Annotated in this window: 28 protein-coding genes and 1 pseudogene; 12 read left to right on the forward strand and 17 right to left on the reverse strand. The window is 60.7% G+C overall.

Going from position 1 to position 25466, the window contains the following annotated elements; genetic code table 11:
* The first annotated feature begins 221 nt into the window (after positions 1 to 221).
* On the forward strand, positions 222 to 2057 hold the full coding sequence (locus tag EDF70_RS01995) for a DUF882 domain-containing protein (protein WP_132271576.1): 1836 nt from the start codon (positions 222 to 224) through the stop codon (positions 2055 to 2057).
* A 79-nt stretch (positions 2058 to 2136) separates the two neighbouring features.
* Here EDF70_RS01995 and EDF70_RS02000 read toward each other — a convergent pair whose 3' ends face one another.
* Entirely contained in the window at positions 2137 to 3357 is a 1221-nt protein-coding gene (locus tag EDF70_RS02000; RefSeq protein WP_132271577.1) for an NnrS family protein, read from the reverse strand.
* Positions 3358 to 3492: 135 nt separating this feature from the next.
* Here EDF70_RS02000 and EDF70_RS02005 point away from each other — a divergent pair, with 135 nt between their 5' ends.
* Positions 3493 to 4191 (forward strand): Crp/Fnr family transcriptional regulator, encoded by a 699-nt coding sequence (locus EDF70_RS02005; RefSeq protein WP_132271578.1) that lies wholly within the window; start codon positions 3493 to 3495, stop codon positions 4189 to 4191.
* Between the two features lie 304 nt (positions 4192 to 4495).
* Here the strand turns inward: EDF70_RS02005 and EDF70_RS02010 are convergent, their stop codons facing one another.
* The 3 genes from EDF70_RS02010 to EDF70_RS02020 form a co-directional block, all read right to left on the reverse strand.
* Complete coding sequence (locus EDF70_RS02010; protein WP_132271579.1) at positions 4496 to 4774, reverse strand: DUF2312 domain-containing protein; 279 nt, start codon at positions 4772 to 4774, stop codon at positions 4496 to 4498.
* 113 nt (positions 4775 to 4887) lie between these two features.
* Positions 4888 to 5196 (reverse strand): DUF1244 domain-containing protein, encoded by a 309-nt coding sequence (locus EDF70_RS02015; protein WP_132271580.1) that lies wholly within the window; start codon positions 5194 to 5196, stop codon positions 4888 to 4890.
* A gap of 28 nt (positions 5197 to 5224) precedes the next feature.
* A complete protein-coding gene (locus EDF70_RS02020; RefSeq protein ID WP_132271581.1) occupies positions 5225 to 6019 on the reverse strand; it encodes an N-formylglutamate amidohydrolase in 795 nt (264 codons plus the stop codon).
* A 270-nt stretch (positions 6020 to 6289) separates the two neighbouring features.
* Here EDF70_RS02020 and EDF70_RS02025 point away from each other — a divergent pair, with 270 nt between their 5' ends.
* The 3 genes from EDF70_RS02025 (at position 6290) to EDF70_RS02035 (ending at position 8760) form a co-directional block, all read left to right on the forward strand.
* Positions 6290 to 6703 (forward strand): DUF1036 domain-containing protein, encoded by a 414-nt coding sequence (locus EDF70_RS02025; RefSeq protein ID WP_245519064.1) that lies wholly within the window; start codon positions 6290 to 6292, stop codon positions 6701 to 6703.
* On the forward strand, positions 6703 to 8142 hold the full coding sequence (gene pyk, locus EDF70_RS02030) for a pyruvate kinase (RefSeq protein ID WP_132271583.1): 1440 nt from the start codon (positions 6703 to 6705) through the stop codon (positions 8140 to 8142). The genes EDF70_RS02025 and pyk overlap by 1 nt, the downstream gene beginning before the upstream one ends.
* 75 nt (positions 8143 to 8217) lie before the next feature.
* Positions 8218 to 8760: a GNAT family N-acetyltransferase gene (locus EDF70_RS02035; RefSeq protein WP_245518998.1), complete on the forward strand. Its 543-nt coding sequence runs from the start codon at positions 8218 to 8220 to the stop codon at positions 8758 to 8760.
* On the opposite strand, the gene EDF70_RS02040 is transcribed toward EDF70_RS02035, so the two are convergent.
* The 3 genes from EDF70_RS02040 to ykgO form a co-directional block, all read right to left on the reverse strand.
* Complete coding sequence (locus EDF70_RS02040) at positions 8757 to 9797, reverse strand: alpha/beta hydrolase (RefSeq protein ID WP_132271584.1); 1041 nt, start codon at positions 9795 to 9797, stop codon at positions 8757 to 8759. The genes EDF70_RS02035 and EDF70_RS02040 overlap by 4 nt on opposite strands.
* A 100-nt stretch (positions 9798 to 9897) precedes the next feature.
* Positions 9898 to 10680, reverse strand: a complete 783-nt coding sequence (locus tag EDF70_RS02045; protein WP_132271585.1) for a hypothetical protein — start codon at positions 10678 to 10680, stop codon at positions 9898 to 9900.
* Positions 10681 to 10760: 80 nt separating this feature from the next.
* The gene (gene ykgO, locus EDF70_RS02050; protein WP_132271586.1) at positions 10761 to 10886 is read right to left on the reverse strand and encodes a type B 50S ribosomal protein L36; all 126 of its coding nucleotides are present in this window, start codon (positions 10884 to 10886) and stop codon (positions 10761 to 10763) included.
* A gap of 225 nt (positions 10887 to 11111) precedes the next feature.
* On the opposite strand from ykgO, the gene EDF70_RS02055 reads away from it, so the two are divergent.
* Positions 11112 to 11612, forward strand: a complete 501-nt coding sequence (locus EDF70_RS02055; RefSeq protein WP_207908210.1) for a PaaI family thioesterase — start codon at positions 11112 to 11114, stop codon at positions 11610 to 11612.
* 19 nt (positions 11613 to 11631) lie between these two features.
* On the opposite strand, the gene EDF70_RS02060 is transcribed toward EDF70_RS02055, so the two are convergent.
* The 4 genes from EDF70_RS02060 to EDF70_RS02075 all read right to left on the reverse strand — a co-directional run bounded on the left by EDF70_RS02060 (position 11632) and on the right by EDF70_RS02075 (position 14040).
* Entirely contained in the window at positions 11632 to 12192 is a 561-nt protein-coding gene (locus EDF70_RS02060; protein ID WP_132271587.1) for a hypothetical protein, read from the reverse strand.
* A 68-nt stretch (positions 12193 to 12260) separates the two neighbouring features.
* A complete protein-coding gene (locus EDF70_RS02065) occupies positions 12261 to 13322 on the reverse strand; it encodes a 5-(carboxyamino)imidazole ribonucleotide synthase (protein WP_132271588.1) in 1062 nt (353 codons plus the stop codon).
* Between the two features lie 5 nt (positions 13323 to 13327).
* Positions 13328 to 13795, reverse strand: coding sequence for a 5-(carboxyamino)imidazole ribonucleotide mutase (gene purE, locus EDF70_RS02070; protein WP_132272532.1), 468 nt, complete (start codon positions 13793 to 13795; stop codon positions 13328 to 13330).
* A gap of 41 nt (positions 13796 to 13836) precedes the next feature.
* Positions 13837 to 14040 carry a DUF465 domain-containing protein gene (locus tag EDF70_RS02075; RefSeq protein WP_132271589.1) on the reverse strand — a complete coding sequence of 68 codons (204 nt, stop codon included), beginning with the start codon at positions 14038 to 14040 and terminating at the stop codon, positions 13837 to 13839.
* 406 nt (positions 14041 to 14446) lie between these two features.
* Between EDF70_RS02075 and EDF70_RS02080 the strand changes: the two genes are divergently transcribed.
* A complete protein-coding gene (locus EDF70_RS02080) occupies positions 14447 to 14623 on the forward strand; it encodes a DUF465 domain-containing protein (RefSeq protein WP_132271590.1) in 177 nt (58 codons plus the stop codon).
* A 168-nt stretch (positions 14624 to 14791) separates the two neighbouring features.
* On the opposite strand, the pseudogene EDF70_RS02085 reads toward EDF70_RS02080, so the two are convergent.
* Together EDF70_RS02085 and EDF70_RS02090 are read right to left on the reverse strand one after the other, a co-directional pair.
* A pseudogene (locus EDF70_RS02085) lies at positions 14792 to 15060 on the reverse strand (metalloregulator ArsR/SmtB family transcription factor).
* A gap of 86 nt (positions 15061 to 15146) precedes the next feature.
* A complete protein-coding gene (locus EDF70_RS02090; RefSeq protein ID WP_132271591.1) occupies positions 15147 to 15911 on the reverse strand; it encodes a sulfite exporter TauE/SafE family protein in 765 nt (254 codons plus the stop codon).
* Between the two features lie 218 nt (positions 15912 to 16129).
* Between EDF70_RS02090 and EDF70_RS02095 the strand changes: the two genes are divergently transcribed.
* Both EDF70_RS02095 and EDF70_RS02100 read left to right on the forward strand, forming a co-directional pair.
* Positions 16130 to 16783 carry a thiamine phosphate synthase gene (locus EDF70_RS02095; RefSeq protein WP_132271592.1) on the forward strand — a complete coding sequence of 218 codons (654 nt, stop codon included), beginning with the start codon at positions 16130 to 16132 and terminating at the stop codon, positions 16781 to 16783.
* 8 nt (positions 16784 to 16791) lie between these two features.
* Positions 16792 to 17898 carry a tetratricopeptide repeat protein gene (locus EDF70_RS02100; protein ID WP_165931921.1) on the forward strand — a complete coding sequence of 369 codons (1107 nt, stop codon included), beginning with the start codon at positions 16792 to 16794 and terminating at the stop codon, positions 17896 to 17898.
* On the opposite strand, the gene EDF70_RS02105 is transcribed toward EDF70_RS02100, so the two are convergent.
* Positions 17899 to 18249, reverse strand: coding sequence for a hypothetical protein (locus EDF70_RS02105; RefSeq protein ID WP_132271593.1), 351 nt, complete (start codon positions 18247 to 18249; stop codon positions 17899 to 17901).
* Between the two features lie 218 nt (positions 18250 to 18467).
* Between EDF70_RS02105 and EDF70_RS02110 the strand changes: the two genes are divergently transcribed.
* The 3 genes from EDF70_RS02110 to EDF70_RS02120 all read left to right on the forward strand — a co-directional run bounded on the left by EDF70_RS02110 (position 18468) and on the right by EDF70_RS02120 (position 21542).
* Positions 18468 to 19268, forward strand: coding sequence for an inositol monophosphatase family protein (locus EDF70_RS02110; protein WP_132271594.1), 801 nt, complete (start codon positions 18468 to 18470; stop codon positions 19266 to 19268).
* 141 nt (positions 19269 to 19409) lie between these two features.
* Positions 19410 to 20507 (forward strand): flagellar motor protein MotA, encoded by a 1098-nt coding sequence (locus tag EDF70_RS02115; RefSeq protein ID WP_132271595.1) that lies wholly within the window; start codon positions 19410 to 19412, stop codon positions 20505 to 20507.
* A 3-nt stretch (positions 20508 to 20510) separates the two neighbouring features.
* A complete protein-coding gene (locus EDF70_RS02120) occupies positions 20511 to 21542 on the forward strand; it encodes a peptidoglycan -binding protein (protein WP_132271596.1) in 1032 nt (343 codons plus the stop codon).
* 54 nt (positions 21543 to 21596) lie between these two features.
* Here the strand turns inward: EDF70_RS02120 and EDF70_RS02125 are convergent, their stop codons facing one another.
* The 3 genes from EDF70_RS02125 to EDF70_RS02135 all read right to left on the reverse strand — a co-directional run bounded on the left by EDF70_RS02125 (position 21597) and on the right by EDF70_RS02135 (position 25394).
* The gene (locus EDF70_RS02125) at positions 21597 to 22160 is read right to left on the reverse strand and encodes a hypothetical protein (protein WP_132271597.1); all 564 of its coding nucleotides are present in this window, start codon (positions 22158 to 22160) and stop codon (positions 21597 to 21599) included.
* Between the two features lie 45 nt (positions 22161 to 22205).
* On the reverse strand, positions 22206 to 23522 hold the full coding sequence (locus tag EDF70_RS02130; RefSeq protein ID WP_245519000.1) for a glucoamylase family protein: 1317 nt from the start codon (positions 23520 to 23522) through the stop codon (positions 22206 to 22208).
* A 123-nt stretch (positions 23523 to 23645) separates the two neighbouring features.
* Positions 23646 to 25394 (reverse strand): ABC transporter transmembrane domain-containing protein, encoded by a 1749-nt coding sequence (locus EDF70_RS02135; RefSeq protein WP_132272535.1) that lies wholly within the window; start codon positions 25392 to 25394, stop codon positions 23646 to 23648.
* Between the last annotated feature and the right edge of the window lie 72 nt (positions 25395 to 25466).

Here is a 25466-nt window from a genome sequence, read left to right on the forward strand (position 1 = left end):
CATCAGGACCAATTTTGTTCGATAAAGATCGCCGTCCTGGCGATCTTTCCTGTTAATCCTGACGCAAGTCTGGGCTGGTAAACACTGTCAATCTTTTATAAGTCCTTTGTTGACTATAAAAGAATTGCTTGTGGACATGTGGCGGATTTGCCATGCTGTCACCGCATTTCACAGTCATGTGAGGCAGCACTGGCTGTGCTGTCAATCGGACGGGGATCGACTTGCCGTATCAGAATGAAAACACCACGCCCGGAAATGGGACAGGGCGCAGCGGGTTCGCCGCACGTTGCCTGTCGTTTTCCAAGCGCGTTGTGGCTGCCGCCTCGCTCTGCGTGGTAGCGCTGCCACTGATGTCGGCGGTGTCGGCAACCACAGCGTCTGCCGAGACCCGCAGCCTCAAGCTTTATTACACCCATACCCGCGAGAAGGCCGAGATCGTCTTCAAGCGCAATGGCCGTTTCGACCCCAAGGGTCTGGCGCAGCTCAACCAGTTCCTGCGCGACTGGCGCCGCAACGAGCCGACGAAGATGGACCCGCGCCTCTTCGACCTCGTGTGGGAAGTCTATCGCCGCGTCGGCGCCAAGGATTACATCCACATCGTTTCCGCCTATCGTTCGCCGGCCACCAACGGCATGCTGCGTTCGCGCACCAAGGGTGTCGCCAAGAACAGCCAGCATACGCAGGGCAAGGCGATGGACTTTTTCATCCCCGGCGTAAAACTTTCGACGCTGCGCGGAACCGCCATGCAACTGCAGGTCGGCGGCGTCGGTTTCTACCCCACGTCCGGTTCGCCGTTCGTGCATCTCGATGTCGGCGGCGTGCGCGCCTGGCCGCGCATGTCGCGTGACGAACTTGCCCGTCTTTTCCCGAAGGGCAACACCATCCATCTGCCGTCAGACGGCAAGCCTCTGCCGGGTTATGATCAGGCGCTGGCCGATTACAAGAAGCGCGTCGGCGCCGATTCGATCGAGATTGCCAGCACGGCCGGTCCTGCCTCTTCGGCAACCGTGAAGAAAAAGAAGAACCTGCTGGCCATGCTGTTCGGCGGCGGCGACGAGGATGAAGATCCCGAAGCCATCACCACGCCGGCACCTGCCGCTCCGGGCCGTCCGGCGGCTCCGGCCACCGCAGACGACGGCGAAAGCGACAGCGCGCCGGTCATGGTGGCGTCCGCGCAACCGCAGGCTCCGACTATCGATGCGCCGGTGCCGCAGTCGCGTCCGGCCTTCCGCCAGGACGGCAGCACCAGCCTTGCCAATGCGCTGTATTCGCAAGGCGGCCGCAGCGCCGCGCAGGATGCGCTTCAGGCAGCCCTTCCGGCCCAGCAGAACGGCGAGAACTTTGCCGATCTGCAGCAATATACCATTCCGGTTCCAACCCTGCTCGGCCCGCGCGGCATGAAGGGTGATGCCGATACCGGCACGATGACGGCCTATGCGGCTGCCATCAACAAGGCCGAAATGAGCGGCACCGCATTGCCGGTTCCGGCCCATCGCCCGGCCTTCTCGGCCGGTCCGATGAATGCATCGCTTCCGTCGCAGCAAACGCAGCAGCTGGCCGCCGCATCGCCGCAGGCCGTGCCGAACACGCTTGATGCGCAGGCCCAGCATCTTGCATCCGGTGGCGCGGTTGCCGAAGGTTCGCAGGCTCTGACGCCGGAGCTGGTTGCAGCGCTTGCCAAGGGTGCCGAATATTCGCGCGCGTCCGAGGCATCGGTTCCTGTTCCCGGCAAACGCCCGGTTCAGGTGGCGCTTGCCAACCCGGCTGCGGCCAACACTGCGGCCCGTACATTCGGTGACGGTTTCGATGCGCCGAAGGCCAAAGCTCCGGTGAAGCAGGCTCCGACCGCCAATGCTGCGCCGTCTCAGGCCGCACCAGCCGACAAGTCGCTGACCGGCGATGTTCTGGCGCAATGGGCGCAGACCAAGGGCAAGGTGGAAGCGTCCGCCAAGGCGCCGCGTGTCGTGTCGTCGCGTTCGTTCAGCACGGAAAACACCGCCATGAACGATGGCTTCAAGCCGGCGCATCCGGTGCAGATCGATCCGGGCCGGTTCTAAGAAAGCCGTTTCAGAAAAAAGAAACAAAGCCCGTCCGGATTGCTCCGGGCGGGCTTTTGCTTTTGGCGGTCCGGATCCGTCAGCCCATCGTTTGGCGCCGGACCCGCGTCAGCATCGGCCCGTATTCGAAAAGATAGAGGCCGAAAGCGATGAGCCAGAGCAGACCGGCGGCTGCGTAGATCAGGTCGAGCTGGCCGGGCAGGATGCCCGAGAGCGGCCGCACCAGCGCGCAGGCGAGAATGGCAAAGTAGCAGAGATTGGTGACTTTCGATGCCGTCAGCTGCCGCCCGGTATGGCCGCGGGTGGCGCGGGTCATCACCGCCAGCATCATTGCCGACATGGTGCCGACGGTCAGAACATGCATGGACGATGCCCGGTCGATTGCGCCGAGCGCCGAGGCGGCGATGGCGACAAAGCCCAGTGGCACAAAGAGATAGGCGACGTGCAGGATGGTGACCAGCGTTTCGCGCGTCGTGGTCCAGCCGCGCCAGCGGTGAAGGCGTACCAACTGGAACATGGCGGCAATGCCGCAGACGATCGCGGTTATTTTGCCTTCGGGGGCAACGGACCAGACGAGAAGGGCGATCACCGAACAAAGGATGGTGACCATATCGAACCGGCCGAAGGGGGCTGGAAACCGTGTCGCCCCCTGTTTTGCCAGCCAGTTGCGGGTGAAGCTCGGAATGATCCGGCCGCCGATGACGGTGATCAGCGCGATATAGGCGGAGATGCCGAAGCGGGACGCGTAGTCCGGTGCGCCAATGGCGATCGTTTCGTAATGAAAGCCGATGTTCGCGGCGGTCAGCACGCCGAGGCCGATCAGCACTTTCAGGTTCTTCCACTGTTTGCCGGCAATGATTTCGCGCGCACTGATGACGAGAAGGGCCGGCAGGAAAAGCGCATCGAGCACGGCGGCAAGCGAGGCGCCGGTCCAACCGGGAAACAGCATGGCGAGCCGGCCAAGGCACCAGAGCGAAAACAGCCCGGCCAGAGGCCAGCCGGAGACCGGCAGGCGGCCTGTCCAGTTGGGCACGGCGGTGAGGAAAAACCCGGCGAGAATGGCGCTGCCGAAACCGAACAGCATTTCATGCGCATGCCAGGCATAAAGGCCGTAGTCGCCACCGATGCCGATCTGGCCGCTCAGCGCGGCGATCCACAACACCATGGTGACGCAGGCCCAGATGGCGCCGCCGAGGAAAAACGGCCGGAAACCGTAGGAAAAAAGCACCGGTCCGGTCTGCAGCAATCCGCGGGGAACGGCTCCGCGGTGGCTTGGGTGAGGCTGTTCGATCGTGGGCATGGCGAGGCTCCTTAAGCGCTCGCTGCAGATGGCTTGAAAAAATCCGGCTTTCGTTGATGAATCGCAAATAAATCCGCATTTCAGCGATTAGTCAGGTGAGACGCTGGCGTTCTTTGGCCGGCATGGAGGTTCGGCGTGAAGCTCGATATCAGTCTCGTCAAAAAATTTGCGCTGTTTGCCGAGATGGCCGATGGCGATATCGAGGCCATGCTGTCGCATGCGGTGTCGCGGCGAATTGCGGCGGGGGATGCCGTGTTCGAACAGGGCGCGCCTGCCACGCATTTCTTTCTGCTTCTGAATGGTCGGCTGAAGGTTAGTCAGGTGACGCCGCAGGGCCAGCAGATCATCGTGCGCATGGTCAATCCGGGTGATCTGTTCGGCATCGCCAAGGCTCTGCAGCGAAGCGATTATCCCGGCACGGCGCTGTGCGTGTCCGAAGCGGTGGCCCTGTGCTGGCCGATGGAGCTTTGGTCACAGATGATCTCTCAAAATCCGCAGCTGGCAGCGACGGCGCTGACCACGATCGGCCAACGCCTGCAGGAGGCGCATACGCGCATCCGCGAAATTTCTACCGAGGAAGTGGAGCGCCGGGTGGCGCATGCGGTGCTGCGGCTCAGCGAACAGGCGGGTCGCGCGGAGGGGGCGGGCGTGCGCATCGACTTTCCGATCACCCGGCAGGACATTGCCGAAATGACCGGCACGACGCTTCACACCGTGTCGCGCATCCTGAGTGCCTGGGAAGGCAGGGGGCTGGTGAGCGGCGGGCGCCAAAAGCTCTTGGTGCGCGATGTCGCGGGGCTGAAGGCGCTGGCGGAGAATGAGAAGATGGGGTGATGCCCGATGGGAAAAAAAGGCCCCTCCCAACTAACCGGGGCGGGCCACCGGTCCCGCCCGTCCTTCGGACCCCCACAAGGGGGAGGGCTTAACCCAGTTGATCCGCCGAAGTTCAATTGAGGCAAAGCGGGTGCCGCAGGTTTTCTCCCCCCTTGTGGGGGAGATGGCCGGCAGGCCAGAGGGGGACTTGCTTCATAAGCTGTTGCCCCGAACCGCGCGCTTGCCCAAAACCTTGCCGTGATACGAAAAAGGGCGACCCGCTTGCGCTGTCGCCCTTTGATAATTCGGGAATGAAGGCTGCCTATCAGGCTGCTGCTTCTTCCTCGGTGCCGGCGCCGGGGATCATGCCGAGCGCGGAGAGGTAGGTGTCGAGGATGAGATCCTCTTCCATGCGCTCCTGATCGTCCTTCTTGCGAAGGGCGATGACCTTTTTCATGATCTTGGTGTCGTAACCCATCGACTTTGCCTCGCCGTAGACATCCTTGATGTCGTCGGCAATGGTCTTCTTTTCTTCTTCCAGTCTCTCGATGCGCTCGATAAAGGCGCGGAGTTGGTCGCGGGCGACGCCATGGGCATCAGACATCGGGGCCTCCTAAAATAGTCTCGACAATTTTGCGGGTGGTGTCACCTGCCGCGAAGTGCGGGCAAGGTCAAGCCAATTTACGTGAGAGCCATTCAATAGTGAATGGCTCCGGGCTACCCATGCGAGGGCTTGTTGCTCTCGAATGCGGCTTTTTGAGCGTCGGATGCTTCCGCCTGATGTTGGTTTTTCCAATCCTCATAGGGCATGCCATAGACGATTGCGCGTGATGCATCCTTGGTCAGGGCAATGCCCTTTTCATTCGCCGCATCGAGATACCAGTTGGACAGGCAGTTGCGGCAGAAACCGGCCAGATTCATCATGTCGATATTCTGCACGTCGGAACGTTCGCGCAGGTGGCTGACGAGGCGGCGAAAGGCTGCGGCCTCGAGTTCGGTTTTCTGCTGTTCGGTCAGGTCGCTCATCGGGCGATCTCCTTTGTCTCGTGTTCGCTCAGGCCGGGTAGGGGCCGGTGCGCGACGGAAATATCTGTTGCTCGTGCAAGGCCGGGTCGGCATTCATTTTGGCGAAAATCGGCGCCAACCGCTGCGCCCATTCCGCGATACCATTGTCGTCACCGATCAGGTCCTGGCGCACTTCCAATAGGGCGTGCGCAATGCCGGGGCGCATGCAGTGGCGATACATGGTGTCGTTTTTCAAGGCGCCATCATAAGGCTCATTGTCGCCGATCAGAAGCGCAGGGTTTTCGCGCAGCATATCCAGCAGAGGCCGGACGGCGCGGTGATCGCTGTCCCACAGCACCGAGGCATGCCATGGGCGCGGCACGCCCTTCCAGGCCGGCGTAAAAGAGTGGAGGGACACAACCAGCGGCGTTTTGCCGCTTTCCCTTGCAGCTTTGACGATCGTCAAATCCACGGCCTGATGATAGGGCCGGTGGAAACTGTTCAGCCGATGCTGCCATTCGCTGTCGGTGATCGGGTGGTTTCCCGGAATGATTGCGCCGTCGGAGATGCGCATGATCAAGGTCGGATCGTCTTCGCCGCGATTGGGATCGATCAGCAGTCTTGAAAAACCGCAAAGCACGGCGGGGATGCCGAGCATGGACGCCAGACTGCGGGTCAGGCCTTCGATGCCGATATCATAGGCGATGTGGCGCCTGAAGGCTGCTTCATCGAGACCGAGCGTGCCGTAACCGGGCGGCAACCGGTTCATGGCGTGATCGGCCAGAAGCACCATCCCGGCGTCATAATTACCCTGTACGATTTCGTAGGAACTGAAATCCTGCATTGCCCGCTGCCCGGCTTACCAATTGTTTGTTCTGGCTGATTTTTAACCCGGCGTGTGATCGCACGCAGTTTGCGGATAGGCAAGGCGAAGGGGGCATAATCGCAGGAAATCGGCCCGAAGGCGGACGCTAAACGATTAGACTTTCGTTTGACTTTCGATCGTGGCCGCGCCAAGAACAGTGCATCTGATTTAGCAGGGGATCCGCCGGAAACCGTGTCGAAACCATCCTTGTTTTCCTTCACCGCTCTTTTGTCACCAACTCTTTTCGGGCTGGCGCTTGCCGCTGCCGTGCCGCTGTTTGCGGCAGGCGAAGCACGCGCTGATTTCCGTGTGTGCAATGGCACGCAGAACCTCGTCGGTGTCGGTATTGGTTACCGCGCCCAGGAGGGCTGGATTTCCGAAGGCTGGTGGCAGGTCCCTGCCTCAAGCTGCGCCACTCTGATCGAGGGTGAGCTGCAATCGCGTTATTATTATCTCTATGCCGAGGATTCAGCCCGTGGTGGCCGTTGGACCGGCGAAGTCAGCATGTGCGTCGCCGAAAACGAGTTCAAGATCACCGGCGTCGGAGACTGCTTTGCCCGCGGTTACCAGAAAATGGGCTTCAAGGAATATGACACAGGCCGTCAGGGAAGCTGGATGGTCCAGCTCTCCGACAATACAGGCACGCAGGAAGGCCAGAACTGATGAAGCGTAATCGCAAAGTAAAAATTCTTGCAACACTCGGTCCGGCGTCGTCCGAAGAGGCGATGATCGAGAAGCTGCACGAAGCGGGCGCCGATCTCTTTCGTATCAACATGAGCCACGCCAGCCACGACATGATGCGCACGCTGATCACGCGCATCCGCGCGGTGGAGGCCCGTTCGGGCCGCCCGATCGGCATTCTCGCCGACCTCCAGGGACCAAAGCTGCGCGTCGGCAAGTTTGCCGATACCAAGGTTACGCTGACCCCCGGCCAGACCTTCACGCTCGACAACAACGAAGCGCCGGGCGATGAAAATCGCGTTTTCCTGCCGCATCCGGAAATTCTGACATCGGTGAAGGTTGGCGACCGCCTGCTGATCGACGACGGCAAGCTGGCGCTGAAGGCGACCAAGGTCGATGGCAAGTCGATTGTCTGTACCGTCGTTGCCGGCACCAGCATTTCCGACCGCAAGGGCGTCAGCCTGCCCGACACGCTGCTGGAAGTCGGCGTTCTGACCGACAAGGACCGCGCCGACCTTGACGCCGTTCTGGCCACCGACGATGTCGACTGGGTTGCGCTTTCCTTCGTGCAGCGCCCGGAAGATCTGGTCGAAGTTCGCCGCATTTCCGGCGGCCGCGTCGGCCTGATGTCGAAGATCGAAAAGCCGCAGGCTCTCGAGCGCATCGAAGAAATCATCGAGCTTTCCGATGCGCTGATGGTGGCCCGTGGCGACCTTGGCGTTGAAATGCCGATCGAAATGGTGCCGGGCATCCAGAAGCAGCTGACCCGCGCCTGCCGCCGCGCCGGCAAGCCTGTCGTCGTCGCCACGCAGATGCTGGAATCGATGATCACCGCACCGGTGCCGACCCGCGCCGAAGTGTCGGACGTGTCGATCGCCGTGTTCGAAGGCGCCGATGCCGTCATGCTGTCGGCCGAATCGGCTTCCGGCCAGTATCCGGTCGAAGCCGTGTCGATGATGGCGTCGATTGCCCATACGGTCGAGCAGGATCCGCTTTATCCGAGCATCATCTACGCACAGCGCGCCACGCCGGAAGCAACCGGCGCCGATGCGATTTCGCTGGCTGCCCGCCAGATCGCTGAAACGCTGAAACTGGCGGCCATCGTCACCTATACCTCGTCGGGCACGACGGGCCTGCGCGCCTCGCGCGAGCGTCCGAACGTTCCGATCCTGGCTCTTTCGCCGAAGGTACAGACGGCACGCCGCCTGTCGGTCTGCTGGGGCCTGCACTGCGTCGTCACCCATGACGCGACGGATCTCGACGACATGGTCAACCGCGCTTGCCGCATCGTTGCCGAAGAAAGCTTTGGCAAGCCGGGCGACCGCATCATCATCTCGGCCGGTGTTCCGCTCGGCACGCCGGGCGCCACCAACATGGTGCGCATCGCCTATATCGGCGCCGACGGCCAGAGCGCCGTCTGAGGTTTTGCAGAGATTGCCATGACTTTCGAGCGGCCGGAGAAATCCGGCCGTTTCTGTTTTCCAGGACTGTGTCTGATGACCTCTTTGCCAATGCCGACGATCCCGACACTCGTTACCGAGCGCCTGACACTACGTGTCCCGCGCATGGAAGACTGGCCGTCCTATGCGGCCTTCATGGCCACCGACCGCTCCATCTATATGGGCGGGCCGCATGAGCAGGCGATCGCCTGGGGCATGTTCTGCCATGACGTGGCGCAATGGCATCTCTTGGGGCACGGCTCGCTGATGATCGAGCTGCGCGAAGGCGATGCCGCTGCCGGACAATGTATCGGTCAGGTCGGCATCAATGCCGGGCCACTATTTCCCGAACACGAACTCGGCTGGCTGCTTTATCTCGGTTTCGAGGGTAGAGGCTATGCATTCGAGGCGGCCAACGCCATGCGCGACTGGGCATTTGGGGCGCTCAGCCTTGAGACGCTGGTGAGTTATATTCATCCCGAAAATACGGCGTCCTGCCGTCTGGCGGAACGGCTGGGCGCGGTGCTGGATGCCGATGCGGCGCGACATGATCCTGCCGATCTGGTCTATCGGCATCCGGCATCGATGGCTGCCGCTTAGTTTCTTTCGATCGACGCGCCCATCGCCGACTGCGCGGGCACGCCGCTCTGCTGCAGTCTTGTCTCCACCACCTTGGCGGTCGCCTGCAAATCGCGCTCGAACCCCGCCACCTTTTCGATTGCCGCGATACACAGGTCGGTGATGACGTAATCCGGTTTGTGGCCGAGGCCGTGGACCATCACCAGTTCGGAGCCAGTGATATCGCGGGCGAGCCCTTGCGAGTGGATTTCTTCGAGAACGATCGGGTCGCTGTCGCCGGTGATGATGACCGTCGGTGCCTTGATCTCCCGGTAACGTGGCGCGATGCGGGCAACATAGTCGTGGAGATTAAAGACGTCGGTGGCATTGGCGCGGAACGTTGATGGGCGCAGGACGAGGGCGGGGGCGCCTTCGTCGACATAGCGCTCGCGGCGCAGGTTGGGGCTGAAGACGGATTTTGTGGCGCCATCCATCAGCAGCAGGCCGGCCGGCAGCGAGGCAAGGCGGGTGAACAGCCAGCCGATCACCGGCCGTGATGCCAGTCCGTAATACCAGTCAACACCGCCCGGCCAGGGATGGGTGGCGGGGGAGAGGAACACCAGCCCAGCCGTCTTTTCGGGGTGGAAGACAGCGAAGCTGGCTGCGATGGCGCCGCCGAACGAATGCGAGACGATGACAGCGCGCTGCATTCCATAGGCGTCCATCAGCTTGGCGATGGCGGCTGCCTGTCCGTCCGGCGTGTCGTTTTCGTGCCCGCCGCGTTGCGAATATCCGTGGCCGGGGCGATCGACGAACAGCATTTCGGCACGGCCGCGCAAGGGAGCGAGAAAGGCTGCCTCCTGATCACGCAAGTTTCCGCTGGCGCCGTGGATGAAGACCAGCGGCGGCAGGTCGGCATTTTTTCCGGCCGGCACATGCAGGGCGTTCATGCGGTAGCCGCCGATATCGGTCAGCGTGCCGATATTGGGAAAACGCCGCTCGATGGCGGCTGCCTGCCATGCGGTGAAGCCAAAGGCGGCGGCAAGGAGGAGGGCAAGGGCGGCGAGAGCTGTGATCATCAGGCGGAGGGGTCTGGACAGGTTCGTGCGGGCGGGGTGCGGATGGTGCATTTACGGGATAACGGCTCAGGCGCCCGATAAGTTTCCGACGCCCGGCCGATCAGGTACGGCTGCCGGCAATTTTTTCCGACAGCTTTTCCATCTGCTCGCGGGCTTCCTTGTCGGCCGGGTAGATGGCCAGATATTGCGCCAGCGCCTTTTCGGCGAGCGCATCTTCCTCCGCTTCCATCAGGATCGCCGCCATGCCGGCAATGGCGCCAAAATGGCGCGGCTCGCGTTTCAGCACTTCGTTGATGTCGGCCATGGCCTTGCGGCGATCACCCATCGTGTAATGCAGCGTGGCGCGCTGCTGCCATGCGCCGGTGAAGTCTGGATCGATCAGCGTGGCACGGTCGAGGAAATCGAGGGCGGCGCCGTTATTCTTCTTTTCTACCGCCTCGGATGCCCATTGCAGCAGAAGATCGACGGTGGCGCTGCCAGACTCAGTCCAGCCGGTTTGGATCTCTTCGGCGAGGTTCTTGGCCTTGTCCGGGTCGCCCTCGCGTTTCAGCTGGGCCAGAAGGCTGTCTATTTTCGCGGAGGGTGACAGGTTCTCGGCCGGTGCCGGTGCGGCCTTGGCCTGTTCCTGCGGCCTGGTCTGCGGCGCTGCCGGCGTATCGACATGCCGTTCAGGCAGGGGCGGCAGCGGCTGGGCGGGGGCAGGGGATTTTGGCGGGATGGTTACGCCCGGCAGCGTATCATTGCCCGGAGCAGCGCCATTCGGCGTTTCCTGCGCCAACGCGACAGCGGACGGCGAAAGGCCGACCAGAGGCATCGTGGCGAGAGCGAGGGCGAGCGGTGAGGCAAAACGGAAAAAGCGCATGGCGGAAAAGATAATCCGCATGCGCTCAATATCAAACCGAAATCGGTCTTTTATCAACAATGTGATCCGCAGCGGCCTTGCATGAAAGCCGCCAGCCACAATCAGCCCTGACGAGCCTTGAAGCGCGGGTTCAGCTTGTTGATGATGTAGATGCGGCCCTTGCGGCGAACCAGACGGTTGTCGCGGTGACGAGCCTTCAGCGCCTTAAGCGAATTCTTGATCTTCATTGCTTTGATCCAGCAGTCTGTGGGCCGTTAAGCCGCTTGTCTCTATCAATCAAAAGCGCACCGCTTTGTTTGTCAAAGGAAGGCGCGCCTTTAGGTTGGCGTCGAGATACAAGCAGCGTTGGCGCATGTCAACCATATGACGCGGTTTTCCGGGGCTTCTCGCGCAGTCACCGCCGATTTTTCGCAGCTTTGCCACAGGTTAATGCCGCTTTGCGGTGATTGACAATGCCTGCATGCGTGCAACTCTTGGCCCTCATGCACGGTTTGACGGGAGGGAAGGTGGTGGATCTCACGAACATGACGGGTCTGGAACTGCTGCAGGCCTCGGCCGCGGGGCTGATTCCCGCCGCCAGCATTTCGCAAACGATGGGAATGAGGGAGATGGAGGTGGAAAAGGGCCGAGTCGTCATCCATGCCCGCGCCGACAGCCGTCATCTCAATCCGCTCGGCGGTGTGCATGGCGGTTTTGCTGCGACGCTGCTCGATTCGGTCACGGGCTGCGCCGTGCACAGCATGCTCGATGCCGGAATCGGCTTCGGCACGGTCGATCTTGGGGTGAAGATGATGCGGCCGGTGCCGCGCGATCAGGATCTCGTCGCCGAAGCGCGGGTGACGCATCTGTCGCGGTCGATCGGGATTGCCGAGGGGACGTTGAAGGATGCGGATGGCCATCTGCTGGCCAGCGCCTCGGCCACCTGTTTCATCAAACCGCCGAAGGCGGGATAGTTTTCAGGTGCTGAAATCGTCAATGAGAGATTGTCGTTTCTGCGCGAGAACTGCTGACTTCGATACGAGTAGCGCCAGCATTCTCAAGCAGTTGAAGGATTTCCCAGAAAGCTCCAGAGTTGGCCGTTCCGAAGTCAACACTGATGCAGTTGGACTCGATCAGCATGGAGTGAATGGTTTCCGACAACTCGGCGTTGGGGTCACGGCGTGAATCTTCTGGATCGAACCAGAAACGGAACCAGTGAGACAATTGATCGGGCGGCAGGCCCTCGAGATCATGGCGGATGAGCACATCATCCCACTGCAGGCACTTGATCGACAGAGAAGTCTTGCCGAGCGTTCCGACGATTGGATCGAAAGTGAGAACGTTCTCCGCTTGAAAGTCTACAATCTCGTGACGACCGTCGTTCTTAATGAAGTCAACGCAATAGAGACGCTCAAACAACTCGCTTTGCTCGCCTAACTGCAACTTCACCTCGGATGCGCCTTGGCTGCAGGCTGCCTGTTGCTGCTCCATAAAGGCGCGAAATTGATCGACATAGTGGTTGCGTATACGCGTCAGAAAATCAGCAGTGTCCATGTCGTGGAGCGAACAGTTGGCAGGGTTGGTGGAAAGTTCAGGCTTTGCGTGAATTATGAGCTTTTGGCCTAACCGATCAGCTGGGTGACGTGGCCCATCTTGCGGCCCGGCCGCGCTTCGGCCTTGCCATAGAGATGGACGTAAGCATTCTTGCGCTTCAGCCATTCCGGCAGGTCGTTGATGTCGTCGCCGATCAGGTTGGTCATTACGCAATCGGAATGACGGTGCGGATTGCCGAGTGGCAGGCCCGAGACCGCGCGAATATGTTGCTCGAACTGCGAGATGATGCAGGCGGCTTCCGTCCAGTGACCGGAATTGTGGACGCGCGGGGCGATCTCGTTGGCGATCAGGGCGCCATCCGGCATCACGAAAAACTCCATGCCGATGACGCCGACATAATCGAGCGCGGCGAGCAGCTTTTCGGCTGCCTGACGTGCTGTCTGCGCCGTCGTGTCGAGCACGCGTGCGGGCAGGGTGGATGTGTGCAGGATGCCGTTGCGGTGGACGTTTTCGGCCGGATCGTAACAGGCGATAGCACCATCGATGCCGCGAGCGGCGATGATCGACACTTCGCGCTCGAAGGCGACAAAGCTTTCGAGGATGAGCGGCACGCCGCCGAGCGAATCGAAGGCACCGGTCAGGTTTTCGCCGCCGCGGAACACGCGCTGGCCCTTGCCGTCATAACCCATGCGGCAGGTTTTCAGCACGCCCTGTCCGCCGAAATCGGCAAGCGCTGCTTCAAGGTCGGCCTGGCTGTCGACCGCGTGGAATTTGGCCGTCTCGATGCCGCAGCCGTTGAGGAAGCGTTTTTCGGTCAAACGGTCCTGCGCCACGTCCAGCGCCTTTGCGGGCGGATAGACCGGCACGGTGCGCGCCAGCGTTTCGGCGGCGGTGACCGGCACGTTTTCGAATTCATAGGTAACGATATTGCAGAGGCGGGCGAGTTCCTCGAGTGCGGCCGGATCGTCATAGGCTGCGGTGATCTGTGCATTCGCCACCTGGGCTGCAGGACAATCGGCCTGCGGTTCCAGAATGATGGTGCGGAAGTTCAGGCGGGCAGCCGCCATGGCCAGCATGCGGCCAAGCTGGCCACCACCGATAATGCCGATCGTCTTCATCTCAGGTGTCATGCGGCTCAGGGTGCCTCGTCGATAGGGTATTCTGCGACCGCTTCGGTGTGTTCGGCGCGGTAAGCGTCAAGCCGGTCGGCGAGGTCTTCGTCGGACAGTGCCAGAACGGCGCCTGCGAGCAGGGCGGCATTGATGGCGCCGGCGCGACCGATTGCCATCGTGCCGACCGGAATGCCGGCCGGCATCTGTACGATCGAATAAAGACTGTCGAGGCCGCTCATCGTTTTCGACTGAACCGGCACGCCGAAAACCGGCAGCGGCGTCAGCGATGCGGTCATGCCCGGCAGATGCGCTGCACCACCGGCACCGGCGATGATGACCTTGAAACCTTCGTCGCGCGCGCCCTTGGCAAACTCGTACATCCGGTCCGGCGTGCGGTGGGCGGAAACGATGCGGGCCTCGTAACCGATGTCGAGAGCATCAAGTGTATCGGCGGCGTTCTTCATGGTTTCCCAGTCGGACTGGCTGCCCATGATGATGGCGACGGCGGGTCTGTCGGTCACGGCAAAACCTTTCAGGCGATGATGTCGGGAAGGATCTGGTCTTCGAGCTGGGTCATCTTGTCCTTGATGACCAGCTTCTTCTTTTTCATGCGCTGGACGCGCAGGGCATCGGCGCCGACCTTGATCATGGCATTGATGGCGACGTCGTAATCTTCGTGCTCCTGACGCAACCTCGCCAGCGCGAGCCTGACATCCGCCTGCTCCTGATCGGCCATACCCTTTGTCCCCATTCCATTCCGGGTCTCTATGGACCCTCAATTATCGCGCAAGCTCCTACCATCAAACGACGGGAACGACTAGCCTTGCACAACGCCAAATGAAGTGACGGTTACCGCTGAACACAACTTCCGTGGGGAGGCGTAAACCACTGTTGCCGAATCCGGCTGTCTTGATGGTTTCATACTGGGCCGCTTTGCAGCCTTGGCGGTAGCAGGATAACGGAACGCAATTTTATTTTAGAGATCGATCATAATTCGTTATCAATGCCACGATTTTGCCACTCAGTTATCAAGATTTCACCTTCGACATCGGGCTTTGATCGTGTCACACTTCCTTCGCAAACCTGAGGCCTCCAACCGAATGGATGGCTGGAGGCAGGTATAAGAAGGAAGGATATGCCACATGACCGTACAGGCTCATATTGCATCGCTTGAGAAGAAACACGAGGTTCTTGAGGATGAACTTCAGAGTGTTCTTGCGTCTCCCTCCACGGACGATCAGGAGATCGTGCACCTTAAAAGACGCAAGCTGCGTATCAAAGATGAGCTGGAACGCCTGAAGGGTTCCACGCGTCACTGATCCTTTTTCAGTAACGAGTTTCGGGCCGTCGCCGGATCACCAATATGTGGTTCAAGCGGCGGCCTTTTCATTTGTCGCGACGTGTAATTGCAATGCAAACAACGGCTTGACTGGCATGATCTGACAAATCAGTTCTCCGACCTGAAGCGTTTGTTGAACGTGTGCGCCTCAGGCGTTCTCGCCCCAGAACTGGTCGAGCCAGAGGTTCAGCCTGTCGAAACCGCCGACATTGATCGCATAGATGCGTCGCGTGCCTTCGGAGGTCACCGTCACCAGATTGCAGTCGAGCAGCGCCTTCAGATGTTGCGACACCGCCGGGGGCTGATCGGCAGGCCTTTTGCCAGTTCGTTGACGGTTTTCGGCGCCCGCCGAAGTTCTTCGAGCAGGTGCCGGCGGTTCGGGTCGGCGATGGCGGTGAAGGGGTCGATGGCTGTCATGGCGGGCAGGCTATGTCATGGGTCCTGTCCCATCAAGACACATTGTGCAGTGCAGCGAGGTTTGTTCCCGTCACAGTGTCGTGTGGTTACATCAGGCCGTCCCAAAGCAGTTTCAGGCCGGCCGCCAGAGCCAGCGCATACATCAGCGGATAGAAGAGTTCGATCTTCATGCGCCGCACAAGCGCCGCGCCGGCCATCGTCGCCAGAAAGGCGATCGGCAGCAGCGTGGCGGAGGCCGTGAGGTTTTTCGTATCGAAGGCGCCGAGCGCGAAATAGGGAATGACCTTGACCGCATTCACCAGCGCGAAAAAGCGCACGCTGGCGCCGGTATAGGCCCGCGGATCGAGCCGCATCGGCATGACGTAGATCTGAAAGGGCGGCCCGCCGGCATGGGCGACAAAACTGGCGTAACCGGACAGCATGCCCCAGAAATTGGCGGCGACAGGCCGATGCGGCAGTGGCTGTGTTTCGTGATCGGCAGGCGTCATCCATTTCTGCTGGAAATAACGCAGGGCAAAGAGAATGGTGGCGACCGCGATGACGACACGCAGCGCATCGGCCGAGACCATGGCGGATGTCGCCCAGCCGAGCGCAATGCCGACAATGCCGCCGGGCAGGATCATCAGCAGCGTCTTGCGGTCGTTGAATTTTCGCCATGCCCACAGCGCCACGATATCCATGACGATCAGGATCGGCAGAAAGATCGCTGCCGCTTCGACCGGGCCGACCACCAGAGCCATCAGCGGAACACCCATTAGCGCCAGCGCGCCGCCGAGCCCGCCTTTGGACAGACCGACGAGAATCACGGCCGGAACCGCCGCGAGAAAGAAATCGAGCGAAGGGAGAAACATGAAGCGGTGTTGATCCTTGTGTCGCTCCGGTTTATCGGATTTGCCAGAACAGGCGCATCGACCCGAAAACCGGATTAGGTTTTCGGAAAGTACGATGCGCAGCTCCTAAACGTCCATAGTCTCCTTTGTTCACCAAATATGGCGCACAAAGGAGACTATGGACGAGGGCGCGATGCCGGCAAACGGTTCGCCTCGCAACTCGAAGAAATGGAAACACCATGTCCGCATCCGAAGACCGCTGCCGCCTCGTGCTGATCCTGCCCGATCTGGCGGATGATGCGGCACTCGTGGAACAGCTCACCGCCGCCCTTGAAGGCGGCGATGTCGCTTCGGTGATCGTGCCGCAATATGAACTCGCCGAGCAGGCGTTTCAGGCGCGTGCCGAAAAGCTGGTGCCGATCATTCAGGAAGCCGGCGCCGCTGCGATGATCTCCGGCGATAGCCGCGTGGCCGGCCGTGCCAAGGCCGATGGTCTGCATATCGTCGGTCCGCTCGAGGAACTCGGCGAAGCGATCGAAAAGTTCACGCCGAAACTGATGGTCGGTGCCGGTGCGGCGGCCGATCGCCACAAGGCGCTCGAAGTTGGCGAATTGCGCCCGGACTATATTTTCTTCGGCAAGCTGGAGGGTGACATCAAGCCGGAAGCGCATCCGAAAAATGTCGCACTTGGCGAATGGTGGTCGTCGATGGTGGAAATTCCCTGCATCGTCATGGGCGGCACGGATGCCGCATCTGCCGTCACCGTGGCCGAGTCGGGTTCGGAATTCGTGGCCATGCGACTGGGCGTGTTTTCGCATGCCGGTGGCCCGCGCGCGGCCGTTGCGGAAATCAACGCTGCCTTGGACGAAAAAGCGCCACGGTTTGGCGCTTGATGGGTTTCATGAGCCGCGCCCCCAAGTCACCGATTCTTAAAAGCCTTCTGCCCGCCATGGCCATCGTCTCGGCGCTTGCGCCGACTTTAGCCGAGGCGCAGCAGTCGAAAACGACGCCGCGTGCGGTCTCGCGACCCGTTGAAACCGGCGCACAGTCGTTTCGTGGTGCCCGCGATGCAGGCGAAAACGGGCAGGGCGGCGAGATCCCGTCCAGCGGCGTGACGCTCTATCAGCGCATGGGCACCGAGTTGCCGGCGCTGCCGCCGGAAAAGCCGTTCACTGGCAAGATCGACGAGGCTTATGGTGCCTATCAGCGCGGTCTTTACATCACGGCGCTGTCGATCGCTTTGCCCAAGGCGGAAAAGGGCGATGCTGCTTCGCAGACGCTGGTCGCGGAAATGACCATGCGCGGGCAGGGCATCAAGCAGGATATCAATTCCGCCGCCTTCTGGTTCGGCCGTGCCGCCGAGGGTGGTGATCCGGCCGCGATGTTCCAGTATGCGCTGATGCTGATTTCCGGGCGTGGCGTCAAACACGACAAGGCCAAGGCCGATGAATATATGCGCAAGGCAGCCGAAGCCGGCAATTCGTCCGCGCAATTCAACTGGGGGCAGATCCTGATTTCCCAGAACCCCGGTGAAAAGGGAATGAAGCTGGCGTTGCCTTTTTATGAGAAGGCGGCTGTGCAGGGGCTGGCGGATGCGCAATATGCGGTATCCCAGCTTTATGTGTCGATCAGGGATCTGCCGGCTGAAAAGACCAAAAGAGCACGTGAATTTCTGGAGCGGGCCGCCAAGGCCGGTTTCGATACGGCGCAGCTCGACATGGGCATCTGGCTGGTCAACGGCGTTGGTGGCGATCGCGATTTCGATCAGGGCTTTACCTGGCTGCGGGTCGCTGCCGTGCGCGGCAATGTGGTTGCGCAGAACAAGCTGGCGCATCTCTATATCAACGCGCTCGGCACACGGCCGGACCCGGTGGAAGCGGCAAAATGGTATGTGCTGTCACGCCGTGCCGGACTGCCTGATCCGGTGCTCGAGGATTTTTATCTCGGCATCAACGAGGAAGTGCAGAAAAAGGCGGTCGAAGCCGCCAACCGTTTCCGCCGCAGCTGATCAGCTCATCGATGCTTTGAGAGCATATAGTGCGCCGCGGATGATAAAGCCGTGAGCGACGGCAAGGATGAAAACGGTGAATAGCCACAGGGCGAGGTAGCGGCCCTGAATGGCTGCTATTCCCTTGTTGATTTTCGGCCCCAGCGCGAAAAGCAGTGTCGCCAACGCGGCGGCACCCGGCAGCAATGACAATGCAAAGCCGGCCGAAGTGAAGGTGCCGGGTTCAGCCCAGAGCGCGAAATGAAGCGGCAATTGCGTGCCCGCCGGCAGCGCGACCGCAAGGCCGATCGAAAGAGAACTCATGGTGATCAGCAGGCCAAGGCTGACAAACAGCGGCAATGCGATGGGCAAGTCTTTATACTCCTGCTGCTGAGGCGCAACCTTCAAGGTTTCGGCCCCGTTTTGCCGCTTGTCGCAAAGGTGATGAGAACTGGCAAGTATCAACTATGTCGCGGCTCACTTGAATTTCCCTCGGTTTTATGGTCATGAAGCCGCACATCACGACAAACTGACAAAATAGACGTCCCGGCCGACGAATGCGCGGGACTCAATCCCCAAGGATTTCCCGCATGGCACGCTCCGCCCTTCTCAACGTCATGGTCCAGGCTGCCGTCAAGGCGGGCAAGTCGCTCACCCGCGATTTCGGCGAGGTCCAGAACCTGCAGGTTTCCGTCAAGGGACCGGGCGATTTCGTTTCGCAGGCCGATTTCAAGGCCGAAAAGATCGTTCATGACGAGCTGATGAAGTCCCGCCCGACCTACGGTTTCCTCGGTGAGGAAGGCGGCGAGGAAAAGGGTACCGACGGTGCGCATCGCTGGATCGTCGATCCGCTCGACGGCACCACCAACTTCCTGCACGGTATTCCGCAGTTCGCTGTCTCGATCGCGCTGGAGCGCAATGGCGAAATCGTCGCCGGCGTGATCTTCAACCCGGCAACCGATGAACTCTTTACCGCCGAAAAGGGCGGTGGCGCCTTCCTCAACGACCGTCGTCTGCGCGTTGCTGCCCGCCGCGTGCTTTCCGATTGCGTGATCGGCTGCGGTGTTCCGCATCTCGGCCGCGGCAATCACGGCAAGTTCCTGGTCGAACTGCGCCACGTCATGGGGGAAGTTGCCGGCGTGCGCCGCATGGGTGCGGCAGCTCTCGACCTCGCTTATGTTGCTGCCGGCCGTCTCGACGGTTTCTGGGAAGCCGAACTGCATCCGTGGGATGTCGCTGCCGGCCTGATCCTAATCCGCGAAGCCGGTGGTTTTGCCTCCGACATGAAGGGCGGCCAGAACATGTTCGAAACCGGCACCGTGGTCGCCGGCAACGAACTGATCCAGAAGGCGCTGCTCGAAGTCTCCAACCGCCCGATTCCGGCGCGCTAAAACAGCGTAGAGAGATATGCTGCCTCACTCCGTCGATTTGCCGGGGTGAGGTAAAATCCCCATGCTTTTCCAGTGCTTCGGCACTTCAATTCGTCGCAATTTTAAACTAGCCTTCGTTCACGATATGCGGAGGCTGCATTTATGACGAATGAATCTCTGGGGGATGTGGACGTTTCGGAATCGGCTCCGCGCGATTACGGCCACAAGCTTTCCAACCCGATCCCCTTCCTGTGGACGATGACGATCTTTCTGATCATCATCGGCTTTATCGCCGCCATTCTGTTCCGGCAGGCGCAGCATGCTTTCATGACCAATCCGGGCCTGAACGGCCTGATCCTCGGCGTTTTGCTGATCGGTGTGTTTCTGGTTTTTGCCCAGATCATCTCGCTGATCCCCGAGGTTCGCTGGTTCAATTCCTTCCGCGCCGCCGGCAGCGCCGACAAGGTTGGCCGCGAGCCAAAGCTGCTGGCGCCGATGCGCGCGCTGCTTGGCCGTCGCCGCAAGGTGGCACTGTCGACCGCGACACTGCAATCCATCCTCGATTCGATCGGTACGCGTCTGGATGAAAAGCGCGACACCTCGCGTTACCTGATCGGCCTTCTGGTTTTCCTTGGCCTGCTCGGCACATTCTGGGGCCTGATCGAAACGATCGGCTCGATCAGCGAGGTCATCCAGGGGCTGGACCCGGCCTCCGGCAACAATAATGACATCCTGCAGGCGCTGAAAAGCGGCCTGACCGCGCCGCTTTCGGGCATGGGCACGGCGTTCTCGTCCTCGCTGCTCGGTCTTTCCGGCTCGCTGATCCTCGGTTTTCTCGACCTGCAGGCCGGCCGCGCCCAGAACCGTTTTTACACCGAGCTGGAAAACTGGCTGTCTTCGGTCACCGATGATGGCCCGGGTCATGTGGTCACGCCCGGCGTCGTGCCGGCTGCGGCTGCTTCCGCCGACGAATTGCGGGCGCTGACCGAACAGTTGCAGAAGCTGGCCGCTGCGCAAGCGCAGGCACAGGGTGGGCCGCAGGCGGAACGGTCGCTGTCGGCCATGGCCAATCTCGCCGAAGGCATTCAGGGGCTTGTCAAGAACATGCGCAGCGAACAGCAGATGCTGCGTGACTGGATCGAGGCGCAGCAGGAGGAATCCAAGGCCATGCGCAAGTCGCTCGACCGGCTGAGCGAAAAACTGGCGACAGACAAGCTGGCGATAGACAAGGCGGCGATCGACAAAAGCGGGAGCAAGTAAGCGATGGCGCTCGGTAGGCACCGCCGCAGCGACCGTGGGGTCGATTACTGGCCCGGTTTCGTCGACGCCCTGTCGACGCTGCTGCTGTCCATCATGTTCCTGCTCACCGTGTTCGTGCTGGCGCAGTTCATCCTGTCCCGCGAAATTTCCGGCCGCGATGAGGTGCTGAACCGCCTCAACAGCCAGATTTCCGAACTGACGGAACTGCTGGCACTGGAAAAGAGCGGCAAGACCGATCTCGAAGACACGCTCGCCAACCTGCAATCCTCGCTCGCTTCTTCGGAAAACGAACGTTCGCGGCTGCAATCGCTGCTCGATCGCGGCGCCGGCGCCGGCGATGCCGCCAATGCCCGCGTTGGCGCGCTGACCGACGAACTCAGCCAGGAAAAGCAGATTTCCTCCCGCGCCACCAGCCAGATCGAGCTGCTCAACCAGCAGATCGCCGCTTTGCGTGCGCAGATCGCCGCCGTCGAAGGGGCGCTGCAGGCATCCGAGGCAAAAGACCAGTCGTCACAGGCGCGCATTGCCGATCTCGGCCGCCGCCTCAATGTGGCGCTGGCGCAGCGTGTGCAGGAACTCAACCGCTATCGTTCGGACTTCTTCGGCCGGTTGCGGGAAATTCTGTCGGATCGCGAAAACATCCGCATTGTCGGCGACCGTTTTGTCTTCCAGTCGGAAGTGCTGTTCCCTGTCGGCGGCAACGAACTGGACGATGCCGGCCGCGTGGAAATGGACAAGCTGGCTTCGGCGCTGCTGGAATTGGCGCAGGAAATCCCGGCGGAGATCAACTGGGTTCTGCGCGTTGATGGTCATACCGACAATGCGCCGCTTTCCGGCACCGGTCGTTACCGCGACAACTGGGAGCTTTCCTCGGCGCGTGCGACCTCGGTGGTGAAATACCTGATCACCAGAGGCGTGCCGGCCAATCGTCTTGTCGCCGCAGGGTTTGGTGAGTTCCAGCCGATCGCCGAGGGCGATACGCCGGAGGTTCGCTCGCAGAACAGGCGCATTGAGCTGAAGCTGACGGAGCGGTGATGCTCCGCATTCGGTGCAGGGATTACCGCTTTCCTAATATCGGCGTATAATATTCTAATCCGACGACATGATAGACCAATCGTGCACCGCGAAAAAAATTGTCGTTTGCTGAGGGAAATCGCCGAAACTGGACATTTCTTGCGTTAATAAAGCTATTCCGGGAATGATCTGTCCGTTTCGCGTGAAGTAAAGCATGTCGTCGCCTGAATCGAATTCGAGCGCATGTCCGAGATAATTGCTGTCTACAGAATCGCCAATTCCTACGCCGCCGTATTTTGTTGTATAACCTTCTCCAGCAAGGATCATGTGCAGTCTATCATTCGTGCAAAAATACAGAATGATTGTATTGTCTTCGAACGTAACGGTCGTTATTTGCCGCTTCTGTTGATTTTTGGATTCTGAGACGGTTGACGTGCGTCCAGTCCACACGCCTCTTTTACATTTGATATGAAATTCCCCATTCAATCGGTCTGAAAAATTTTGATCTCCGGTTTCAGAATGTAGGCTTATTGCGGTAATTGCTTCAGAGAAACTCATGCCGATGGTGAAGCCTGCCGCAGATTTGGCCGGAACAATAGGGGCGTCCATAAAGGGAAGAGATCGGGTGGTTTCGGTCATCGGTTACTCTTTTGGCGAGCGCTGTTTTCACGCGGCCCGTGGCACTCACCCCGAATGCTGGTTGCCCACTTCGAACTCCAGCCTCTCAAGCCCGCGCCGCACTTCCGGCGCCTTCATGAATAGGTCCCACAACAGGCCGGAGCGATAATTCTCGATCATCGCGACGATCGGGCCCTGGTCGATGACGATGTAATGCGGGGCCGTCCAGTCGCCGGTCGGCGTGAACGCATCGACAAAACCGAGCGGGCCAAAAAGAGCGCCGTTGTCGAAGGCCATGAAAGCGCGCAAAGCCTTTTCCGCCTCACGCGGCAGGAAGGGAAAACTCGACAGCGCCGCCGTCGGGGCGATGGCGCCGACATCCTGTGTCGGTGAATTGGCCGCGTAGCCATAGGGGATTTCCGAGGCCGTCAGGCCCCATACGTTGGCTTTGAGATATTCCGGCACGGTGAGGCAATAATCGTGGTTGATGCGCGCGTGCGCCACCACCTGCTCCCAGTAATCGCCGTATCGGTCTTCCAGCCCGCGCGGATCAAGCGCGCAGAATGAATATTGCGACATGAACAGCGGCCCGCCCAGCGGCTCGCCGAAGGGCAGGCGGGTGCCGAAATAGCTTTCGCCGTTGACGAAGGCGCCATTGCGCGTCCAGCCGGAATGGTAATTCTGCGGATCGATCGGGTGTGTGTTGGAGCCGGCAGCGAGGATGTAGGCCGACAGCGATTCGTTCCAGCCGGTGATCGGCAGGTTCATGATCCAGTCGTGTTTTTCGCTCCAGTGCCAGTAGAGCGGGCCGTCATCGTCACCGCGCGTGTACCAGCGCCAATCGGTCTCGTCGTAGAGGCGGGTGATGTCGGTCCGAAGTTTCGCCTCGGTCTTGCTGTCGCCGGCAAAATATTCGCGCGCGCAGATCAGGCCCTGTATCAAAAGCGCGGTTTCGACCAGATCGCCGCCATCATCCTTCTGCGAGAAGGGCAGGACTTTGCAGGTCGTGCCGTGGATGAGATGCGAAAACGCGCCATGGAATCGCGGCGCGCGAAAAAGATTTTTGACGATAAGAGCGGTGCGCTCGAGCGATTCTTCGCGCGAGATCCAGCCGCGTTCGGTACCGACAAGAAGCGCCATCAGGCCAAAGCCGACACCGCTCATCGCCACCGCATCAGTTGCCATATAACCGTCGGCGCGGCGTTTTTCGAAGGGCAGGCCGGTCTGCGGATGGGCGCCCTCCCAGAAATATAGAAATGTGCGGTACTGCACTTCATCGAGAAGTGCATCGAGGGGGAGGGAGGCTGGCTCGCGGGCCAGTTGATTGGTGACATCCATGCTGCCGAAACGCGTAAAGCCCTTCTGAGAATCGGAACGTTGCATGTCTTTCCGCCCGTTTCCCGGAGGCGGAAAGCCACCGGTCATCCCTGCCGGGAGAATCCGGCAAAGGGATGATCGTCAGGTGAAGCTAACATGACTTGTGTTAGCAGTGTGTTATTGGGCTTTTCAGTGCGTCAGGCCGTTCGGGCGCTCAAGTCCGCGATCGAACTGCAGGCGGGCAAGCTTGGCATAAAGGCCGTCATCGGCGGCAAGGCTGTGATGCGTGCCCTGCTCGACGATATGGCCGTTTTCCATGACAACGATGCGGTCGGCTTTCAGCACTGTGGCGAGGCGGTGGGCGATCACGATCGTGGTGCGATCCTTCATCAGCCCGTCCAATGCCTTCTGTACCAGCGTTTCGCTTTCCGCATCGAGCGCGGAGGTGGCTTCGTCGAGCAGCAGCACCGGCGCATCCTTCAGGATGGCGCGGGCGATGGCGATGCGCTGGCGCTGGCCGCCGGAAAGCGTGATGCCGCGTTCGCCGGCCAGCGTGTCGTAACCGTTGTCGAGGGCGGAGATGAAGCCGTCGGCTTGTGCTGCCACGGCTGCGGCACGGACCTCTTCGCGGGTAGCGTTGGGTTTGCCGAAGGCGATGTTGTCGTGGATGGAGGCGGCGAAGATGGTGACATCTTGCGGCACGATCGCCATGCGCGACCGCAGATCAGCCAAACGTGTCTGTTTCACATCGACGCCATCAAGCTTGATGCTGCCGGCGACCGGATCGTAATAGCGCAGCAGCAGCGACAGGATGGTGCTCTTGCCGGCGCCCGAAGGCCCGACGATGGCGACGGTTTCGCCCGCCTTCACCTTCAGCGACAGGCTGTTGAGCGTGACCGCGCTGACGCGGCTCGGATAGGCGAAGGAGACATTGTCGAACTCGACCTCGCCACGTGCCGGCGAACGCAGGGCGACGGGGGCCTCCGGATCACGGATGGCCGGGACTTCATGCAGCAGTTCCATCAGCCGTTCGGCGGCACCGCCGGCCTGCGAAAGATCGCCCCAGACTTCCGACAGTTGGCCGAGCGAGCTTGCCAGCAGCACGGCGTAAAGCACGAACTGGCCAAGCGTGCCGGCGCTCATTGTGCCGGCTAGCACGTTCTGTGCGCCATACCACAAGACGCCGACAATGCTGCCGAACACGAGAAGAATGCCGACGCCGGTGAGAAGCGCGCGCGAGCGGATGGCATTGCGGGCGGCATCATAGGCGAATTCGACGGTGGCGCCATAACGCGTGCCGGCTTCGTGCTGACCGTTGAAGGCCTGAATGGTGCGCACGGCGCTTATGGTTTCAGAGGCGAAGGCGGAGGTTTCGGCCAGCCTGTCCTGGGCTGCGCGCGAACGGCGGCGCACGGAGCGGCCGAAGGCGACGAGCGGGAAGACGATCAGCGGAATGGCGCCAAGCACCATGCCCGACAGCGCCGGGCTGGTGTAGATCATCATCACCATTGCCCCGAGACAGAGGATGATGTTGCGCAGCGCCTGTGAGGCGGACGAACCGAAGGCGGACTTGATCTGTGTGGTGTCCGCCGTCAGGCGCGAGACCAGTTCGCCCGACTGGTTGACGTCGAAGAAGGACGGGGAGAGCGCGGTGATGCGAGAGAAAACTTCGCGGCGGATATCGGCAACGACACGCTCACCGATGGTGATGACATAATAATAGCGCATGGCGCTGGCGAGCGCGAGCAGGGCGGCCAGAACCAGCATCATGCCAAAATAGTTGTTGACGAATCCGCCATCGGCGGCGGCAAAACCGTGGTCGATCATGCGGCGCACGGCCAAAGGCAGCGCCAGCGTGGTAACGGCTGCAAGCGTGAGGAAGACGATGGCGGCGCAAACCATGCCGCGATAGCGCAGCACATGCGGCATGAGGCGCATCAATGGCTGCGGCGAACGGCGGGTTTTGGTCTGGTTTTCCTGAATATCGGCCACGATCGTCCTCTTGGATGG

Source organism: Neorhizobium sp. JUb45 (assembly GCF_004343585.1).
GTDB lineage: Bacteria > Pseudomonadota > Alphaproteobacteria > Rhizobiales > Rhizobiaceae > Neorhizobium.

What these genes read in the sequence shown, in the direction of transcription:
- EDF70_RS02045 (WP_132271585.1), bottom strand. Translation starts at nt 10,680, where the DNA reads ATGCGGATTATCTTTTCCGCCATGCGCTTTTTCCGTTTTGCCTCACCG.
- EDF70_RS02020 (WP_132271581.1), bottom strand. Translation starts at nt 6,019, where the DNA reads ATGCAGGATTTCAGTTCCTACGAAATCGTACAGGGTAATTATGACGCC.
- ykgO (WP_132271586.1), bottom strand. Translation starts at nt 10,886, where the DNA reads ATGAAGATCAAGAATTCGCTTAAGGCGCTGAAGGCTCGTCACCGCGAC.
- EDF70_RS02100 (WP_165931921.1), top strand. Translation starts at nt 16,792, where the DNA reads ATGAGCCGCGCCCCCAAGTCACCGATTCTTAAAAGCCTTCTGCCCGCC.
- EDF70_RS02040 (WP_132271584.1), bottom strand. Translation starts at nt 9,797, where the DNA reads ATGATCACAGCTCTCGCCGCCCTTGCCCTCCTCCTTGCCGCCGCCTTT.
- EDF70_RS02000 (WP_132271577.1), bottom strand. Translation starts at nt 3,357, where the DNA reads ATGCCCACGATCGAACAGCCTCACCCAAGCCACCGCGGAGCCGTTCCC.
- EDF70_RS02130 (WP_245519000.1), bottom strand. Translation starts at nt 23,522, where the DNA reads ATGCAACGTTCCGATTCTCAGAAGGGCTTTACGCGTTTCGGCAGCATG.
- pyk (WP_132271583.1), top strand. Translation starts at nt 6,703, where the DNA reads ATGAAGCGTAATCGCAAAGTAAAAATTCTTGCAACACTCGGTCCGGCG.
- EDF70_RS02035 (WP_245518998.1), top strand. Translation starts at nt 8,218, where the DNA reads ATGACCTCTTTGCCAATGCCGACGATCCCGACACTCGTTACCGAGCGC.
- EDF70_RS02065 (WP_132271588.1), bottom strand. Translation starts at nt 13,322, where the DNA reads ATGACACCTGAGATGAAGACGATCGGCATTATCGGTGGTGGCCAGCTT.
- EDF70_RS02125 (WP_132271597.1), bottom strand. Translation starts at nt 22,160, where the DNA reads ATGACCGAAACCACCCGATCTCTTCCCTTTATGGACGCCCCTATTGTT.
- EDF70_RS02075 (WP_132271589.1), bottom strand. Translation starts at nt 14,040, where the DNA reads ATGGCCGATCAGGAGCAGGCGGATGTCAGGCTCGCGCTGGCGAGGTTG.
- EDF70_RS02120 (WP_132271596.1), top strand. Translation starts at nt 20,511, where the DNA reads ATGGCGCTCGGTAGGCACCGCCGCAGCGACCGTGGGGTCGATTACTGG.
- EDF70_RS02115 (WP_132271595.1), top strand. Translation starts at nt 19,410, where the DNA reads ATGACGAATGAATCTCTGGGGGATGTGGACGTTTCGGAATCGGCTCCG.
- EDF70_RS02135 (WP_132272535.1), bottom strand. Translation starts at nt 25,394, where the DNA reads ATGCGCCTCATGCCGCATGTGCTGCGCTATCGCGGCATGGTTTGCGCC.
- EDF70_RS02060 (WP_132271587.1), bottom strand. Translation starts at nt 12,192, where the DNA reads ATGGACACTGCTGATTTTCTGACGCGTATACGCAACCACTATGTCGAT.
- EDF70_RS02090 (WP_132271591.1), bottom strand. Translation starts at nt 15,911, where the DNA reads ATGTTTCTCCCTTCGCTCGATTTCTTTCTCGCGGCGGTTCCGGCCGTG.
- EDF70_RS02055 (WP_207908210.1), top strand. Translation starts at nt 11,112, where the DNA reads ATGCCTGCATGCGTGCAACTCTTGGCCCTCATGCACGGTTTGACGGGA.
- EDF70_RS02015 (WP_132271580.1), bottom strand. Translation starts at nt 5,196, where the DNA reads ATGAGCGACCTGACCGAACAGCAGAAAACCGAACTCGAGGCCGCAGCC.
- EDF70_RS02010 (WP_132271579.1), bottom strand. Translation starts at nt 4,774, where the DNA reads ATGTCTGATGCCCATGGCGTCGCCCGCGACCAACTCCGCGCCTTTATC.
- EDF70_RS02080 (WP_132271590.1), top strand. Translation starts at nt 14,447, where the DNA reads ATGACCGTACAGGCTCATATTGCATCGCTTGAGAAGAAACACGAGGTT.
- EDF70_RS02110 (WP_132271594.1), top strand. Translation starts at nt 18,468, where the DNA reads ATGGCACGCTCCGCCCTTCTCAACGTCATGGTCCAGGCTGCCGTCAAG.
- purE (WP_132272532.1), bottom strand. Translation starts at nt 13,795, where the DNA reads ATGGGCAGCCAGTCCGACTGGGAAACCATGAAGAACGCCGCCGATACA.
- EDF70_RS02095 (WP_132271592.1), top strand. Translation starts at nt 16,130, where the DNA reads ATGTCCGCATCCGAAGACCGCTGCCGCCTCGTGCTGATCCTGCCCGAT.